We start from the raw sequence: 15,831 nt of genomic DNA on the forward strand, positions 1-15,831 counted from the left end.
CGAGCGGGTGGGCATTATGGGGCTGAATCGTCAAAGACATTGCGTTGTGCCAATGATAGGGTCCGCGATAGTCCAGGGGGCCGGGTACGAAAAACGGACAATCGGGCGGCGTGCTTCCAAAACACGCCCGGCGATTGAAAAATCACGTTGCAATCCGGGCTCGAGACTTTACGACTAGGGGAAATACGAAAAGGAGTGCGACCCGGAAACGGGCGACATTCCAGGGGAGCCGCGTAAATATGCAGTATTTCGTCCAGCAGCTTATCAATGGGCTGACGCTGGGATCTATCTATGGCCTGATCGCAATCGGCTACACGATGGTCTACGGCATCATCGGCATGATCAATTTCGCCCATGGCGATATCTTCATGGTCGGCGCCTTCACCGCCCTCATCGTCTTCCTGATCCTCGGCGCGTTGTTCTATTCGGTGCCGGTCGTGGTGGCGCTTCTGATCATGATGATCGTCGCCATGCTTCTCACCAGCCTCTACAACTGGACGATCGAGAAGGTAGCCTACCGGCCGCTGCGCGGCTCGTTCCGCTTGGCGCCGCTGATCACCGCCATCGGCATGTCGATCGCGCTGTCCAATTTCGTGCAGGTCACGCAGGGCCCGCGCAACAAACCGATCCCGCCGCTGGTCAGCCAAGTCTACACTGTTGATGGTGTGAGCGTTTCGCTGAAGCAGATCCTCATCGTGATCGTCACCATCATTCTGCTGGCGATTTTCTGGTATCTCGTCAACCGGACAGCGCTCGGGCGGGCGCAGCGCGCCTGCGAGCAAGATCGCAAGATGGCTGCGCTGCTCGGCATCGACGTCGACCGCACCATCTCCATCACCTTCATCATGGGCGCAGCTCTCGCCGCCGTCGCCGGCACCCTGTTCCTGATGTATTATGGCGTCGTGGTGTTCTCGGACGGCTTCGTGCCGGGCGTGAAGGCCTTCACGGCGGCCGTGCTCGGCGGCATCGGCTCGCTGCCCGGCGCGGTGCTCGGAGGATTGCTCATCGGCTTCATCGAGAGCATGTGGTCGGCCTATTTCTCGATCGACTACAAGGACGTCGCCGCTTTCTCGATCCTGGCGATCGTGCTCATCTTCCTGCCCTCCGGCATCCTCGGCCGGCCTGAAGTCGAAAAGGTCTGATCCTGATGGCCGTTACTGTGTCTTCGGAGCGCGACGCCGTCGCTACTCCAGTTCAGCGCGCTTTTCGCGAAGCGCTCTATGCAGGCGCCATCGCGCTCGGCCTGTTCGTGCTGTTTATCGGTCTCAGGACCGACCAGAATATCTCCAACGAACTGATTCTGGTGCAGCGCTGGGGCCTGCTCGCCCTGGTGGTCATCGCCACCGCCGGGGGCCGCTTCCTGTATGTCGCCTATGGCCAGCCCTTCGTGGCCAGCCTGAAGATCGCCGACATCGACACAGGCCTGCTGCCCGACACCATGGCGGCACGCTTCTTCAGGATGCCTTATTTCGTAGCCGCGGTCGTTGTCGCAGCCCTGCTGTTCGTGCTGGCCGGCTCGCTTGACGGGCTGCTCGGACCCGACCTTGCCGGCTACGCGCGCTTTGTGCGGGCGCTGGCGATCATTTATGCCGTCGCCTGGGTAATGTATTATTTCCGGGCCTTCATCCACGCCCACTTCTCGGCGTTGGGCATCAGCGCGCTGGCGCTCTATCCGATCATTGTCGTGCTGGTGCTTGCGCTGGTAACAGGATCGATAGCGGGAGGGTTTCAGGGCTCTTTGAAGTGGGTCGACAATTTCGGCATCCAGATCCTGATCTATGTGATGCTGGCCTGGGGGCTGAACATCGTCATCGGCCTCGCCGGCCTGCTCGATCTCGGCTACGTCGCCTTCTATGCCGTCGGCGCGTATGCCTACGCGCTGCTCGGCACGCATTTCGGCCTGTCCTTCTGGATCCTGCTGCCGGCCGCCGGCTGCATGGCCGCCTTCTGGGGCGTCATGCTCGGTTTCCCGGTGCTGCGGCTGCGCGGCGACTATCTGGCGATCGTCACCCTTGCCTTTGGCGAGATCATCCGCCTCGTCCTGATCAACTGGCGCGAGGTGACAAACGGTTCGGCCGGCATTTCCGGCATTCCAAAAGTCTCCTTCTTCGGCCTGATGTCGTTCAACGTCTCGGATCCGAACTACATCGCCAAAGTGCTGCACATCGCCACATCGAGCGCCTATTACAAGATCTTCCTTTACTATCTGATCCTCGGACTCTGTCTTTTGACCGCCTTCGTTACCATCAGGCTGCGCCGGTTGCCGGTCGGCAGGGCGTGGGAAGCGCTGCGCGAGGACGAGATCGCCTGCCGCTCGCTCGGCATCAACACCACCACCACCAAGCTGACGGCGTTCGCCACCGGCGCCATGTTCGGCGGCTTCGCCGGCTCATTCTTCGCCGCAAGGCAAGGTTTCGTCAGCCCCGAATCCTTCGTCTTCCTGGAATCGGCGATTGTCCTCGCCATCGTCGTGCTCGGCGGCATGGGTTCGCTGGTCGGCATCGCCGTGGCGGCGCTGGTGATGATCGGCGGCACCGAAGCGTTGCGGGAGCTCGACTTCCTGAAGCGGGTCTTCGGTCCCGATTTCACGCCTGAACTCTACCGCATGCTGCTTTTCGGCATGGCCATGGTCATCGTCATGCTGTGGAAGCCGCGCGGTTTCGTCGGCAGCCGCGAGCCGACGGCCTTCCTGAAGGAGCGAAGAGCGGTTTCAAGCTCCTTCACCAAGGAGGGGCACGGCTGATGAACGCGACCCCTTCCTCGAACGACTTCATCCTGCAGGTCGAGCATTTGTCGATGAAGTTCGGCGGCCTGGTCGCCATCGGCGACCTGTCATTCCAGGCCAGGCGCGGCGAGATCACCGCGCTGATCGGCCCGAACGGCGCCGGCAAGACCACGGTGTTTAACTGCATCACCGGCTTCTACAAGCCGTCTGAAGGCATGATCACGCTGAACCGGGGGGACGGCTCGACCTATCTGCTCGAGCGCCTGCCCAACCACGAGATCCCGGCGCGAGCCAAGGTGGCGCGCACCTTCCAGAACATCCGCCTGTTCTCGGGCATGACGCTGCTAGAGAACCTCCTGGTCGCGCAGCACAACAAGCTGATGAAGGCTTCGGGCTATACTCTCCTCGGCCTGTTCGGCTTTCCGAGCTATCGCCAGGCATCGGCCGAGTCGATCGAGCTCGCCAGGCACTGGCTGGAGAAGGCCGATCTTGTCGATCGCGCCGACGATCCGGCCGGCGACCTGCCCTATGGCGCGCAGCGGCGCCTGGAAATCGCGCGCGCCATGTGCACGGGGCCCGAGCTTCTGTGCCTCGACGAACCGGCCGCCGGCCTCAATCCGAAGGAATCTGCGGCGCTCAACGAGCTGTTGATGGGCATCAAGAGCACCGGCACGTCGATCCTGCTCATCGAGCACGACATGTCGGTGGTGATGCAGATATCCGACCATGTCGTCGTGCTCGAATACGGCCGCAAGATCTCCGACGGCAATCCGGCGTCCGTCCGCACCGATCCGCGCGTCATAGCTGCCTATCTCGGCGTCGACGACGAGGAGGTCGAGACGGTGCTGACCGAGGTCGGCGACGAGGACGTGATCGAGCAGCTCGATACCGGCCCCGATTCCGCGCATGGGCCCGGCAATTCTGCCTCAATGATGGCGGGGCCGGTTTCCGATTCGGTCGAACATGGGAATGAGGGCGAGCGGGTCACGGTGTCGAAGGGCGCCTCGAAGGCGGCGCAAGTCGACGCGCGCGCCGCATCGATAGCCAGCAAACCGGTTCCAGCGCCAGCGACAAAGTCGGCCGCCGCGAAAGGCAAGCCGACGGCGAAAGCCCCTGCAAAGAAGGCCCCCGGCAAGGCGCCGGCGAAAGCCGGCGGCATCTCCAATCGCCTCGACGCGCCACGCGGCGGCAAGGCCGATAGCCTGATCCGCATCAAAGGCATCGGCCCGGTCAACGAGCGCAAGCTCAACGAGCATGGCATCTTCCATTTCGACCAGATAGCGGCCTGGAAGAAGGCCGACATCGAGGCGGCGGAAGCCTATCTCGCCTTTGACGGGCGCATTGCCCGCGAAGACTGGATCGGCCAGGCGAAGACGCTGGCGAAGGAAGCAGCGGCCAAGCCCGCGACGCGTGGAGGGCGTAAATAATGGCCGGCACAACGCTGCTCGACATCAAGGGTGTCGAGACTTACTACGGCAACATCCGGGCGCTGAACGGCGTCGATGTCAGCGTCAACCAGGGTGAGATCGTGGCGCTGATCGGTGCCAATGGCGCCGGCAAGTCGACGCTGATGATGACCATCTTCGGCGCGCCGCGCGCCCGCACCGGCACCATCACCTTCGCCGGCACCGACATCACCAAGATGCCGACGCATGAGATCGCACGCATGCGCATCGCGCAATCCCCGGAAGGCAGACGCATCTTTCCGCGCATGACGGTGATGGAAAATCTGCAGATGGGCGCCAGCCTCGACAACCTCAAGCATTATGACGAGGACGTCGAGAGGGTGTTCACGCTGTTCCCGCGGCTGAAAGAGCGCATCGCCCAGCGCGGCGGCACGCTGTCGGGCGGCGAGCAGCAGATGCTGTCGATCGGGCGCGCGCTGATGGCGCGGCCGAAGCTTTTGTTGCTGGACGAGCCCTCGCTGGGCCTCGCGCCGCTGATCGTCAAGCAGATCTTCGACGCCATCCGCGAGCTCAACAAGACGCAGGGGCTGACCGTGTTCCTGGTCGAGCAGAACGCCTTCGGCGCGCTCAAGCTCGCCACGCGCGGTTATGTCATGGTCAACGGCAATGTGACGATGAGCGGCACCGGCAAGGAATTGCTCGCCAATCCGGAAGTGCGCGCCGCCTATCTCGAAGGCGGACATCATTAGAGCGCGATGACTTTCCCAGGATCGCCGTCTCGCTCTAAAGTTTTGTTCTTGAAGCATGATCTTCTCCGAAAAGTCTGCAACTTTTCGGGATCATGCTAAGATCTGGGGACATCAATCATGCAGGGCATTATCTACGAAGAAGCCTCGATCTGGCAGTTTCTGTTCGTCACAGGCCTGCTTGGCGGCGGGGCGGCATGGATGACAGGCAAAGCGGCGGCTCAGACCTGGAGCACGTATCTGCGGCTGTTTTTCTTCCTGCTCGGTCTCGGTATCGGCGTCAGGTTCATCCATCACGCCTTGTTCGGCGGCACGATGTTCTCGCTGCATTACTATATCGTCGACACCATCGTCCTGATGATACTGGGCTTCCTCGGCTATCAATACACGCGCACCAACCAGATGGTCACGCAGTATAACTGGCTCTATGAAAGAGCTTCCTTGTTAAGCTGGAAACCGAAAGCTTGACGTTCACCATTACGCCGTTTCGGGGATGAATCGGCGTGACAAGTGCCTGAAAATCGGCATTCTATGCTTTCTGCGATAAGGGTGGGCATCGCATGAAAGTATCATCCACGCCCACTCCGTAAATGGGAGCGTTTCAATGAAAAAATCACTTTTGTCCGCCGTGGCGCTGACCGCGTTCGTCGCGTTCAGCGGCAGCGCGTGGGCCGACATCCTGATCGGCGTCGCCGGTCCGATCACCGGCCCGAACGCCGCCTTCGGCGCGCAGTTGCAGAAGGGCGCGGAACAGGCGGTCGCCGACATCAACGCGGCGGGCGGCATCCTCGGCCAGCAGCTCAAGCTCGAGATCGGTGACGATGTCTCCGATCCCAAGCAGGGCATCTCGGTCGCCAACAAGTTCGTCGCCGACGGCGTCAAGTTCGTCGACGGCCACTTCAACTCCGGTGTGTCGATCCCAGCCTCGGAAGTCTACCAGGAAAACGGCATGCTCGAGATCACGCCGGCTGCGACCAACCCGAAGTTCACCGAGCGCGGCATGTGGAACACCTTCCGCACCTGCGGTCGTGACGACCAGCAGGGCAAGGTGGCCGGCGACTACATCGCCAAGAACTTCAAGGATGCCAAGATCGCCATCATCCACGACAAGACGCCTTATGGTCAGGGCCTCGCCGACGAGACCAAGAAGAACCTCAACGCCAACGGCATCACGGAAGTGTTGTACGAAGGCGTGAATGTCGGCGACAAGGACTTCTCGGCCCTCATCGCCAAGATGAAGGAAAACGGCGTCACGCTCATCTACTGGGGCGGCCTGCACACCGAAGCCGGCCTGATCATCCGTCAGTCGGCCGATCAGGGCCTGAAGGCGCCGCTGTTCTCGGGCGACGGCATCGTCTCCAACGAACTGGCCTCGATCGCGGGCGACGCCGTTGCCGGCACGCTCAATACCTTCGCTCCGGATCCGCGCAAGAATCCGGCCGCCAAGGAAGTGGTCGAGAAGTTCCGCGCCAACGGCTTCGAGCCGGAAGCTTACACGCTCTACTCCTATGCCGCGGTGCAGATCATCGCCCAGGCCATCGCCAAGACCGGCTCGGCCGACGACGCGCAGAAGGTTGCGGAGACGATCAGGGCCAACACTTGGAAGACCGCCATCGGTGACATCGGCTACGACGCCAAGGGCGACATCACCCGTCCTGACTATGTCATCTATGAATGGAAGAAGGGCGACGACGGCAAGTACAGCTACTTCGAGAAATAAGCCGGCAAACTCAAGCCGACTTTTCGGGGATGCCCGGCGCTCGCGCCGGGCATTTTCGTTTGCGGGCGAGGCCAACCGGAAGCTCCGCGCCGCGCCTCGGGCAATACCCATCCACCACCCATGATCCGTGTTCGAAGAACAGCAATGACGATTTGGCGCAAACAGGCGACTTAAATCGTTTTAGCTGTCGCGCAAATTTGTTTGCGCTGCAGCATTTTCACGTTAATCATTGCGCCGGTTCATCTCCCTTCCGCTGCTGGAGCCTACTCCTTGGCCATCACGAAGATCCTCGTCGCCAACCGGTCCGAAATCGCCATCCGCGTGTTCCGCGCGGCCAACGAGCTCGGCCTCAAAACCGTGGCGATCTGGGCGGAGGAGGACAAATATTCGCTGCACCGCTTCAAGGCCGACGAGAGCTATCAGGTCGGCCGCGGACCGCATCTGGCCAAGGACATGGGTCCGATCGAGAGCTACCTGTCGATCGAGGAGGTGATCCGGGTCGCCAGGCTGTCGGGCGCCGATGCCATCCATCCCGGCTACGGCCTGCTGTCGGAAAGCCCGGAATTCGCCGAGGCCTGCGCCGAGGCCGGCGTCACCTTCATCGGCCCGAAACCGGAAACGATGCGCCGGCTCGGCAACAAGGTCGCCGCGCGCAACCTGGCGATTGAAGTCGGCGTCCCGGTCGTTCCGGCAACCGATCCGCTGCCGGACGACATGGACGAGGTCAAGAAGCTCGCCGCGCAAATCGGCTATCCGGTGATGCTCAAGGCCTCGTGGGGCGGCGGCGGCCGCGGCATGCGCGCCATCCGCGCCGAGGGCGACCTCGCGCGCGAGGTGATGGAAGGCAAGCGCGAGGCCAAAGCCGCCTTCGGCAAGGACGAGGTCTATCTCGAAAAGCTGATCGAGCGCGCCCGTCATGTCGAGGTGCAGGTGCTGGGCGACACGCATGGCAATGCCGTGCATCTGTTCGAGCGCGACTGCTCGATCCAGCGCCGCAACCAGAAGGTCGTGGAGCGTGCGCCGGCCCCCTATCTCAGCGAGGAACTGCGCCAGGAGCTTTGCGGCTATGCGCTGAAGATCGCGCGCGAGACCAGCTATATCGGCGCCGGCACGGTCGAGTTTCTGCAGGACGCCGACACCGGCAAGTTCTATTTCATCGAGGTCAATCCGCGCATCCAGGTCGAGCACACCGTCACCGAGCAGGTGACCGGCATCGACATCGTCAAGGCGCAGATCCACATCCTCGACGGCTTCGCCATCGGCACGAAGCAATCGGGCGTGCCGGCGCAGAAGGACATCAGGCTGAACGGCCACGCGCTGCAATGCCGCATCACCACCGAGGATCCGGAGCACAATTTCATCCCGGATTATGGCCGCATCACCGCCTATCGCGAGGCGGCCGGCTTCGGCATCCGGCTCGACGGCGGCACCGCCTATTCGGGCGCGGTCATCACCCGCTTCTACGATCCGCTGCTCGAAAAGGTGACGGCCTGGGCGCCGACGCCCGGCGAGGCGATCTCGCGCATGAACCGGGCGCTGCGCGAGTTCCGCATCCGCGGCGTCGCCACCAACCTCACCTTCCTCGAAGCGATCATCAACCACTCGCGCTTCGCCGACAATTCCTACACGACCAGGTTCATCGACACGACGCCGGAACTGTTCGAGCAGGTGAAGCGGCAGGACCGCGCCACCAAGCTGCTCAACTACCTCGCCGACGTAAGCGTCAACGGCCATCCGGAGACGCGCGGCCGGCCGATGCCGAAGGCGAATGCGGCCGCACCCGTGGTGCCCTATCTCAACGGCCATGTTCCGGACGGCAGCAAGCAGAGGCTCGATGCGCTTGGCCCCGAGAAATTCGCGGCCTGGATGCGAGAGCAGCGCCAGGTGCTGGTCACCGATACGACGATGCGCGACGGCCACCAGTCGCTGCTCGCCACGCGCATGCGCACCTATGACATCGCCGGCATCGCCGGCACCTATGCGCGGGCATTGCCGCAGCTCTTGTCGCTGGAATGCTGGGGCGGCGCGACGTTCGACGTCGCCATGCGCTTCCTCACCGAGGATCCGTGGGAGCGGCTGAGCAAAGTGCGCGAGGCGGCGCCCAACCTTCTGCTGCAGATGCTTTTGCGCGGCGCCAACGGCGTCGGCTACACCAATTATCCCGACAATGTCGTCCAGCATTTCGTCGCCCAAGCGGCGGCGGGCGGTGTCGATCTGTTCCGCGTCTTCGACTGCCTTAACTGGGTCGAGAACATGCGTGTCGCCATGGACGCGGTCGGCGCCGAGGGCAAGCTGGTCGAGGCGGCGATGTGCTACACCGGGGACATCCTCGATCCGGCGCGCGCCAAATACGACCTCAAATACTACGTCGGGCTGGCCAAGGAGCTGGAGGCGGCCGGCGCGCATATCATCGCCGTCAAGGACATGGCCGGCCTGTTGAAGCCGGCCGCGGCGCGCGTGCTGTTCAAGGCGCTGCGCGAGGCGACCGACCTGCCGATCCATTTCCACACGCACGACACGTCAGGGCTGTCGGCGGCAACGGTGCTGGCGGCGGTGGAGAGCGGCGCCGACGCTATCGACGCAGCGATGGATTCCTTCTCCGGCAACACCTCACAGCCCTGCCTCGGCTCGATCGTCGAGGCGCTGAAGGGCACCGAGCGCGACCCCGGTCTCGATCCGCAATGGATCCGCCGCATTTCCTTCTACTGGGAAGCGGTGCGCAACCAGTACGCCGCCTTCGAGAGCGATCTCAAGGGACCTGCCTCGGAAGTCTACCTGCACGAGATGCCCGGCGGCCAGTTCACTAACCTCAAGGAACAGGCGCGCTCGCTCGGGCTCGAGACGCGCTGGCATGAGGTGGCGCAGGCCTATCACGACGTCAACCTGATGTTCGGCGACATCGTCAAGGTGACGCCCTCGTCCAAGGTGGTCGGCGACATGGCGCTGATGATGGTCAGCCAGGATCTCACCGTCGCCGATGTCGAGAACCCGGCCAAGGACATCGCCTTCCCGGACTCCGTCGTGTCGATGCTGCGCGGCGATCTCGGCCAGTCGCCTGGCGGCTGGCCGGCTGCGCTGCAGAAGAAGGCGCTGAAGGGCGAGAAGCCGATTACGGTTCGACCGGGCTCCCTGCTAAAGCCCGCTGACCTCAAGGCGAGCCGCAAGGACATCGAGGGCAAGCTCGACCGAAAGCTGTCCGAATACGAATTCGCCTCCTGGCTGATGTATCCGAAGGTGTTCACCGACTTCGCCGCCGCGCAGGAGACCTACGGGCCGGTGAGCGTGCTGCCGACGCCGACCTATTTCTACGGCATGAAGCCGGAAGACGAGATCTTCCTCGACATTGAGAAGGGCAAGACGCTGGTGGTGCGCTGCCAGGCGTTCGGCGATGTCGACGACAAGGGCATGGTCACCGTGTTCTTCGAGCTCAACGGCCAGCCACGCCGCGTCAAGGTGCCGGACAGGGCGCATGGCGCTTCCGCGGCCAAGGCACGCCGCAAGGCCGAGCCCGGCAATGAGGGACATGTCGGCGCGCCGATGCCCGGCGTCGTATCGGCGCTTGCCGTCGCGCCCGGACAGGCGGTCAAGGCGGGCGACGTGCTGCTTTCGATCGAGGCGATGAAGATGGAAACCGCGCTGCATGCCGAACGCGACGGCGAGATCGCCGAGGTGCTGGTGAAGGCCGGCGATCAGATCGACGCGAAGGATCTGTTGATCGCATTCAAATAAGGTGTGCCGATATTCAGGTGAGGCCGGCCTGCAAACGCCGGCTTCCTGCGCTTCCGGCGCTCACGTACTTAAGTACGCTCCGCGCCGGTTCTCGGAATCCATCGTTTTCGACTCGGCCTGACCTGAATCTCGGCACACCTTTGGATGTGCCCAGCCGTCCACAGGCGCTCGACAAGTGTCTTGACCCGCCGCGCCCGCTCGGGCAGTGAACCCGCTCCAATTTGCCGTGGCGGGAATCGCCACTGCTCCAGAAGACGCGGAGAAAAAATGGCCGACGAAATCACCGAGACCAGCCAGACTGTAGCCGCCGGCCAGCTGCGCACCATCATCGAGCGCATCGAGCGGCTCGAGGAAGAGAAGAAGACGATCTCCGACGACATCAAGGATGTCTATGCCGAAGCCAAGGGCACCGGCTTCGACACCAAGGCGATCCGCACCATCGTGCGGCTGCGCAAGAAGGATCAGGCCGAGCGCCAGGAAGAGGAGTCCATCCTCGATCTCTACAAGGCCGCTCTCGGCATGGCGTAAGCCTCGTGGCCGGAGGCCGGCCATGAACGAATTCGACTTCGGCGGCCGTCGCGCCTCGGAGTTCCGCCATCGCGGCTTCTGGGCGCTGTTCGCCGAACGGCACCCGCAAGAAAGGCAAAGGCTCGCTCGGCGCGGGCCATGGTTCTGGCAGCGCGGGCTGCCGGATTTCGCTTTGGTCCTCTCGATGTATGTCGCGCCGGCGCAGAACCATGTCGGCGTGTTCTTCGGGCGCAATGAGAAGTTCGGCGCCACGGAGTCCTGGTCGCGGCTGAAACCGTTCCAGCCGGCGATCGAGGCCAGACTGAAGCTCAGGCCCGAGCAGAGCTGCGAAGGTCTCGGCATCAACTCGATGTGGCGGGTGAACTGCTACGCCGAGGACAATTGGCCGGCCATGAGCGACTGGCTGGTGCGGGAATGCTCACGCTTCGAAGAAGCCGTGACCGAAATTCTCGGGCAGCGATAGGTCGCGGGCGATGAGGGATTTTTTCCGTTCGCGCTGGAGAGGCCAGGTTCCGCTCGACCGGCTGTTCTGGCGCGATATGCTGCTGGTCGGTACCATTCTGAGCATCGCCTCTTCGGCGCTGGCGCTGGTCCTGCTCGGGTTGAAGCTGCCGCTCTGGCTGGTGCTGGCGGTGCATTTCCTCCCCGTTCCCTATACCATTTTTCTGACGGTCGCCGTCTGGCGGACCGCGGAGAAGGCCGGGGGTTTCAAGGCGCAGCTGATGATGCTCGGTTCCGCGCTCTGGCTGATCACAACGGTCGTTGTGTAGAGCCGGATGGAGCATGAAAAAGGGCGGCCGAGGCCGCCCTTTGCGAAGACTGGAAGCCCAGATCAGACCGCAGGCTCGAAGCGCAGCGCCACGCCATTGATGCAGTAGCGCAGGCCGGTCGGCGGCGGGCCGTCCTCGAAGACATGGCCGAGATGGCTGCCGCAGCGGGCGCAATGGCATTCGGTGCGGACCATGCCGTAGCTGCGGTCGACGGTGGTCTCGATCGAGCCCGGGACCGGGTCGTTGAAGCTCGGCCAGCCGGTGCCGCTCTCGAACTTCAGCTTGGATTCGAACAGTGGCTGGTCGCAGCCGACGCAATAGAAGGTGCCGGCGCGCTTTTCGTAGAGCAGGGCGCAGCTGCCGGGGCGCTCGGTGCCGTGGTTGCGCATCACGGCATACTGCTCCGGCGTCAGCCGGGCGCGCCACTCGGCATCGGTGCGGGTGACGGGATAGGCGTGGGTGTCCATGAAATCTCCTCGGCCTTGGCGGCTCGTTGTTGCTTGCAACGGTTATTCGCACAAACATAGGCATCTGTTACAAATGCCGCCAGCGAAAGCGAGCTAGTGCTTGCGCGACAACTGCTTGGTCGCAGCTTCGAGCCCGGCCAATGTCAGCGGGAACATGCGGCCGCCGAAGATATCGCCGATCAACTGGATCGAGTGCGTGTAGCGCCAGTTCTTCTCAGCTTCGGGATTGAGCCATATCGCGTTCGGCCATTGCTGCAGCAGGCGGGCCAGCCACACGCTTCCGGCCTCCGGATTCCAGTGCTCGACCGAGCCACCCGGATGGGCAATCTCGTAAGGGCTCATCGAGGCGTCGCCGACAACGATCACCTTGTAGTCCGGCCCGTATTTGTGGAGGAGGTCGAAGGTCGGGATCGTCTCGGCCAGCCGCCGGCGATTGTCCTTCCAGACGCGCTCGTAAAGGCAGTTATGGAAGTAGAAATATTCGAGCTGGCGGAACTCGGCGCGCGCGGCGGAAAACAGTTCCTCGACGCCGCGTATATGGTCATCCATCGAGCCGCCGACGTCGAAGAACATCAGAAGCTTCACGGCATTGCGCCGCTCGGGCCGGGTCTTGACGTCGAGATAGCCGTGCTCCGCGGTGGCGTGGATGGTGCCGGGCAGGTCGAACTCTTCCTCGGCGCCCTCGCGCACCCAGCGGCGCAGCCGCTTCAGTGCCACCTTGATGTTGCGGGTGCCGAGCTCGACGGTGTCGTCGAAGTTCCGGAATTCGCGCTTGTCCCAGACCTTCACCGCGCGGCGATGGCGGCTTTCATGCTGGCCGATGCGAACCCCTTCGGGGTTGTAGCCATAGGCGCCGAAGGGCGAGGTGCCGCCGGTGCCGATCCATTTCGAGCCGCCCTGGTGGCGCCCCTTTTGCTCCTCGAGGCGCTGCTTCAAGGTCTCCATCAGCTTGTCGAAACCGCCAAGCGCTTCGACCAGCTTCTTTTCCTCCTCGGTCAGATGCTTTTCAGCCAAACGGCGCAGCCATTCCTCGGGGATGTTGACGACATCGACGGCATCGGGGCCGCCGAGCGCCTCGACACCCTTGAAGACATGCGCGAAGACCTGGTCGAAACGATCGATATGACGCTCGTCCTTCACCAGGGCCGAGCGCGCGAGGTAGTAGAAAGCCTCGACGTCATAGTCGACCAGCCCGGCCTCCAGCCCTTCCAGCAGCGACAGATATTCCCTGAGCGAAACAGGAATCCGCGCGGCTTTCAGTTCTAGGAAGAAGGGGATGAACATCAGTCCCTTATAGCAAATCGTACTCGATGAATCCGGTCCGCCGCGCCACATGGTCGTAGAGCCGGCGCGCGGTGGCGTTGGTCTCGTGCGTCATCCAGTAGACATTCTTGACGCCGATCTTGCCGGCCTCGTCCCGCACCGCTTTGATCAGCGCCGCGCCCACGCCTTTGCCGCGCACCTCCGGATCGGCGAACAGATCCTGCAGGTAGCAGTTGTTGACCAGTGACCAGCAGGAGCGATGGTAGAGGTAGTGGGTCAGCCCAACCGCCTTGCCGTCGAACGTGGCGATGAAACCTTTCGGCTCGAATTCGCCTGCCGTGAACAAACGCTTCCAGGTGACGTCGTAGACCTCGTCCGGCAGCTTGGTCTCGTAGAAGGTGAGGTAGGCAGTCCACAAGCGCCGCCAGTCGGCGTGGTCGGACTGCGCGAACGGGCGAATGGCGATCTCGGACATCTTTTCTCCTCCAGTGCTTTCGGTCCGAAGCTGCGGCAGCGACCGATTGCCGGCAACGGTCCACAGCCGGAGAAAGCGCTATTGCTGCCGTCTGGCCATGAAGGCCAGGCGCTCGAACAGGTGCACGTCCTGCTCGTTCTTGAGCAGCGCGCCATGCAGCTTCGGCAGCATGTTCTTCGGATCGGCGCGCAGGTCTTCGGGCGCGATGTCGTCGGCGACCAAAAGGCGGATCCAGTCGAGCGCTTCGGAGGTCGACGGCTTCTTTTTCAGACCCGGCACATCGCGGATCTCGTAGAACTGGCTCAGTGCCGCCCGCACCAAATTCTGCTTGATGCCGGGATAATGCACCTCGACGATCCGGTGCAGCGTGTCGATGTCGGGGAAGCGGATATAGTGGAAGAAGCAGCGGCGCAGGAAGGCGTCCGGCAGTTCCTTCTCATTGTTCGAGGTGATGATGACGATGGGCCGAAACTCGGCGCGGATCGTCTCGCCGGTCTCGTAGACGAAGAACTCCATCCGGTCGAGCTCCTGCAGGAGGTCGTTGGGGAATTCGATGTCGGCCTTGTCGATTTCGTCGATCAAAAGCACGACTTTTTTCTGCGCAGCGAAGGCATCCCACAGCTTGCCGCGCTTGATGTAATTGGCGATGTCGTTGAAGCGCTCGTCGCCGAGTTGGCTGTCGCGCAACCGCGAGACGGCGTCATATTCATAGAGGCCCTGCTGCGCCTTGGTGGTCGATTTGACGTTCCATTCGATGAACTCGAGCCCGAGCGCCGAAGCCACCTGGCGGGCAAGCTCGGTCTTGCCGGTGCCGGGCTCGCCCTTGACCAGCAAGGGCCGCTCCAGCGCGATCGCGGCGTTGACCGCAACCATCAGATCCTTGTCGGCAACGTAAGCCGCAGTGCCTTCGAAACGCATCTTTTCTCCTGTCCGTGCGGCGGACCGTAAGGAGGCTGGACGGGCCGCGCAAGGGCGGTTGCCGGACAGCTTCCCATCGGGACGGTCCGCAAGACGAATTATGCGCAAATGGTGACCCGTTTCTCTGGCGCACGGCTAATCATCGGCCTATATTTGTCGACGGCGGTCTGCGCTTCCCGGCAGGAGAAACTTATCCCCGGGGCCTTATCGATCCTTAGGGAGCTGTCCCTGGGAAGACCCGTGGGTTTTCTCACACGGCGCCCACCTACTTTGTAGGCACCCGGGATCGACCTCTCCACCGGTTGTGTGGATCGTCGCTCTCCCGTTTTGGGAGACAAGCGCCTTCTCTCCGTTTTGACGCAATTCCGGACGGAAAAACCGCGGCGCATTTTTTCTGGAATTGCGCTAGAAAGCGTCGCTCCTAAATCTCCATCCAAATCTGACCCTTTCTAGCGTCGGCGCATGTCACCTTCCAAAGACCTGAAAAAACAGCTTCGCAAGGAGGCGCTGGCGCGCCGCGATGCGCTCGACGAGTTCTGGCGCGTCGAGATCGCGCTCGAGATGGCCGAGACCGCGAAGGAAAAAATCGACTTTGAACCCGGCCGGGTCGTCTCCGGCTTCTGGCCGATGCGCTCCGAGGTCGATGTGCGGCCGCTGATGTTCGCGCTGCGCGAGAAGGGCGCAAGGCTCTGCCTGCCGGCGATCATCGACAAGACCACGATCGTCTTTCGCGAGCTGGTGCGCGGCGCGCCGATGGTCGAGATGGGATTCGGCACGGTCGGGCCGCATGAAGAGGCGGAAGTGCTCGACCCGACGCTCATGCTGGTGCCGCTCGCCGCCTTCGACGGCCGCGGCCACCGTATCGGCTACGGCGCCGGCTATTACGACCGCGCCATTGCCAGGTTGGCCAACAAGGGCATCACGCCGAGGCTGATTGGCATCGCCTTCGATTGCCAAGAAGTCGAGCGGGTACCGGATGAGAACCATGACGTCATCATTCCGGAAATACTGACCGAGAGCGGGTTGCGTCGGTTCGCGACTTGACGCGGGCGCCCACCTGGCAAATACTACTGAAATCCAGTAG

At 62.7% G+C, this 15,831-nt stretch carries 15 protein-coding genes and 1 other RNA gene; 12 read left to right on the forward strand and 4 right to left on the reverse strand.

The features are described 5' to 3' along the window. Positions 1 to 239 precede the first annotated feature (239 nt). The 10 genes from LB552_RS17600 (at position 240) to LB552_RS17645 (ending at position 11,624) form a co-directional block, all read left to right on the forward strand. Complete coding sequence (locus tag LB552_RS17600) at positions 240 to 1,142, forward strand: branched-chain amino acid ABC transporter permease (protein WP_224608749.1); 903 nt, start codon at positions 240 to 242, stop codon at positions 1,140 to 1,142. Between the two features lie 5 nt (positions 1,143 to 1,147). Further along, a complete protein-coding gene (gene livM / locus LB552_RS17605) occupies positions 1,148 to 2,743 on the forward strand; it encodes a high-affinity branched-chain amino acid ABC transporter permease LivM (RefSeq protein ID WP_095767233.1) in 1,596 nt (531 codons plus the stop codon). After that, a complete protein-coding gene (locus tag LB552_RS17610; protein WP_095767234.1) occupies positions 2,743 to 4,152 on the forward strand; it encodes an ATP-binding cassette domain-containing protein in 1,410 nt (469 codons plus the stop codon). The genes livM and LB552_RS17610 overlap by 1 nt, the downstream gene beginning before the upstream one ends. Then, a complete protein-coding gene (locus tag LB552_RS17615) occupies positions 4,152 to 4,880 on the forward strand; it encodes an ABC transporter ATP-binding protein (RefSeq protein ID WP_224608752.1) in 729 nt (242 codons plus the stop codon). The genes LB552_RS17610 and LB552_RS17615 overlap by 1 nt, the downstream gene beginning before the upstream one ends. A 117-nt stretch (positions 4,881 to 4,997) precedes the next feature. Beyond that, on the forward strand, positions 4,998 to 5,345 hold the full coding sequence (locus LB552_RS17620; protein ID WP_224608755.1) for a DUF6867 family protein: 348 nt from the start codon (positions 4,998 to 5,000) through the stop codon (positions 5,343 to 5,345). A gap of 136 nt (positions 5,346 to 5,481) precedes the next feature. Further along, positions 5,482 to 6,597: a branched-chain amino acid ABC transporter substrate-binding protein gene (locus LB552_RS17625; RefSeq protein WP_224608758.1), complete on the forward strand. Its 1,116-nt coding sequence runs from the start codon at positions 5,482 to 5,484 to the stop codon at positions 6,595 to 6,597. Positions 6,598 to 6,867: 270 nt separating this feature from the next. Beyond that, a complete protein-coding gene (pyc, locus tag LB552_RS17630; protein WP_224608761.1) occupies positions 6,868 to 10,326 on the forward strand; it encodes a pyruvate carboxylase in 3,459 nt (1,152 codons plus the stop codon). A 267-nt stretch (positions 10,327 to 10,593) separates the two neighbouring features. Then, complete coding sequence (locus LB552_RS17635) at positions 10,594 to 10,854, forward strand: DUF2312 domain-containing protein (RefSeq protein ID WP_095767239.1); 261 nt, start codon at positions 10,594 to 10,596, stop codon at positions 10,852 to 10,854. Between the two features lie 22 nt (positions 10,855 to 10,876). Next, entirely contained in the window at positions 10,877 to 11,317 is a 441-nt protein-coding gene (locus tag LB552_RS17640) for a hypothetical protein (RefSeq protein WP_140841746.1), read from the forward strand. A gap of 10 nt (positions 11,318 to 11,327) precedes the next feature. Further along, positions 11,328 to 11,624 (forward strand): hypothetical protein, encoded by a 297-nt coding sequence (locus tag LB552_RS17645; protein ID WP_095767241.1) that lies wholly within the window; start codon positions 11,328 to 11,330, stop codon positions 11,622 to 11,624. Between the two features lie 62 nt (positions 11,625 to 11,686). On the opposite strand, the gene msrB is transcribed toward LB552_RS17645, so the two are convergent. From msrB to LB552_RS17665, 4 genes are all read right to left on the reverse strand, one after another. After that, complete coding sequence (msrB, locus tag LB552_RS17650) at positions 11,687 to 12,091, reverse strand: peptide-methionine (R)-S-oxide reductase MsrB (protein ID WP_224528136.1); 405 nt, start codon at positions 12,089 to 12,091, stop codon at positions 11,687 to 11,689. A 93-nt stretch (positions 12,092 to 12,184) separates the two neighbouring features. Next, positions 12,185 to 13,375: a vWA domain-containing protein gene (locus LB552_RS17655; protein WP_224608763.1), complete on the reverse strand. Its 1,191-nt coding sequence runs from the start codon at positions 13,373 to 13,375 to the stop codon at positions 12,185 to 12,187. 7 nt (positions 13,376 to 13,382) lie between these two features. Then, complete coding sequence (locus LB552_RS17660) at positions 13,383 to 13,829, reverse strand: GNAT family N-acetyltransferase (RefSeq protein ID WP_224602180.1); 447 nt, start codon at positions 13,827 to 13,829, stop codon at positions 13,383 to 13,385. Positions 13,830 to 13,907: 78 nt separating this feature from the next. Next, on the reverse strand, positions 13,908 to 14,747 hold the full coding sequence (locus tag LB552_RS17665; protein WP_095767244.1) for an AAA family ATPase: 840 nt from the start codon (positions 14,745 to 14,747) through the stop codon (positions 13,908 to 13,910). Between the two features lie 161 nt (positions 14,748 to 14,908). Between LB552_RS17665 and ssrS the strand changes: the two genes are divergently transcribed. After that, a non-coding RNA gene (gene ssrS, locus LB552_RS17670) (6S RNA) lies at positions 14,909 to 15,064 on the forward strand. Positions 15,065 to 15,209: 145 nt separating this feature from the next. After that, positions 15,210 to 15,791, forward strand: coding sequence for a 5-formyltetrahydrofolate cyclo-ligase (locus LB552_RS17675; protein ID WP_224608766.1), 582 nt, complete (start codon positions 15,210 to 15,212; stop codon positions 15,789 to 15,791). Positions 15,792 to 15,831: the final 40 nt, after the last annotated feature.

The sequence above is a fragment of the Mesorhizobium sp. CA7 genome, from assembly GCF_020165015.1.
GTDB lineage: Bacteria > Pseudomonadota > Alphaproteobacteria > Rhizobiales > Rhizobiaceae > Mesorhizobium.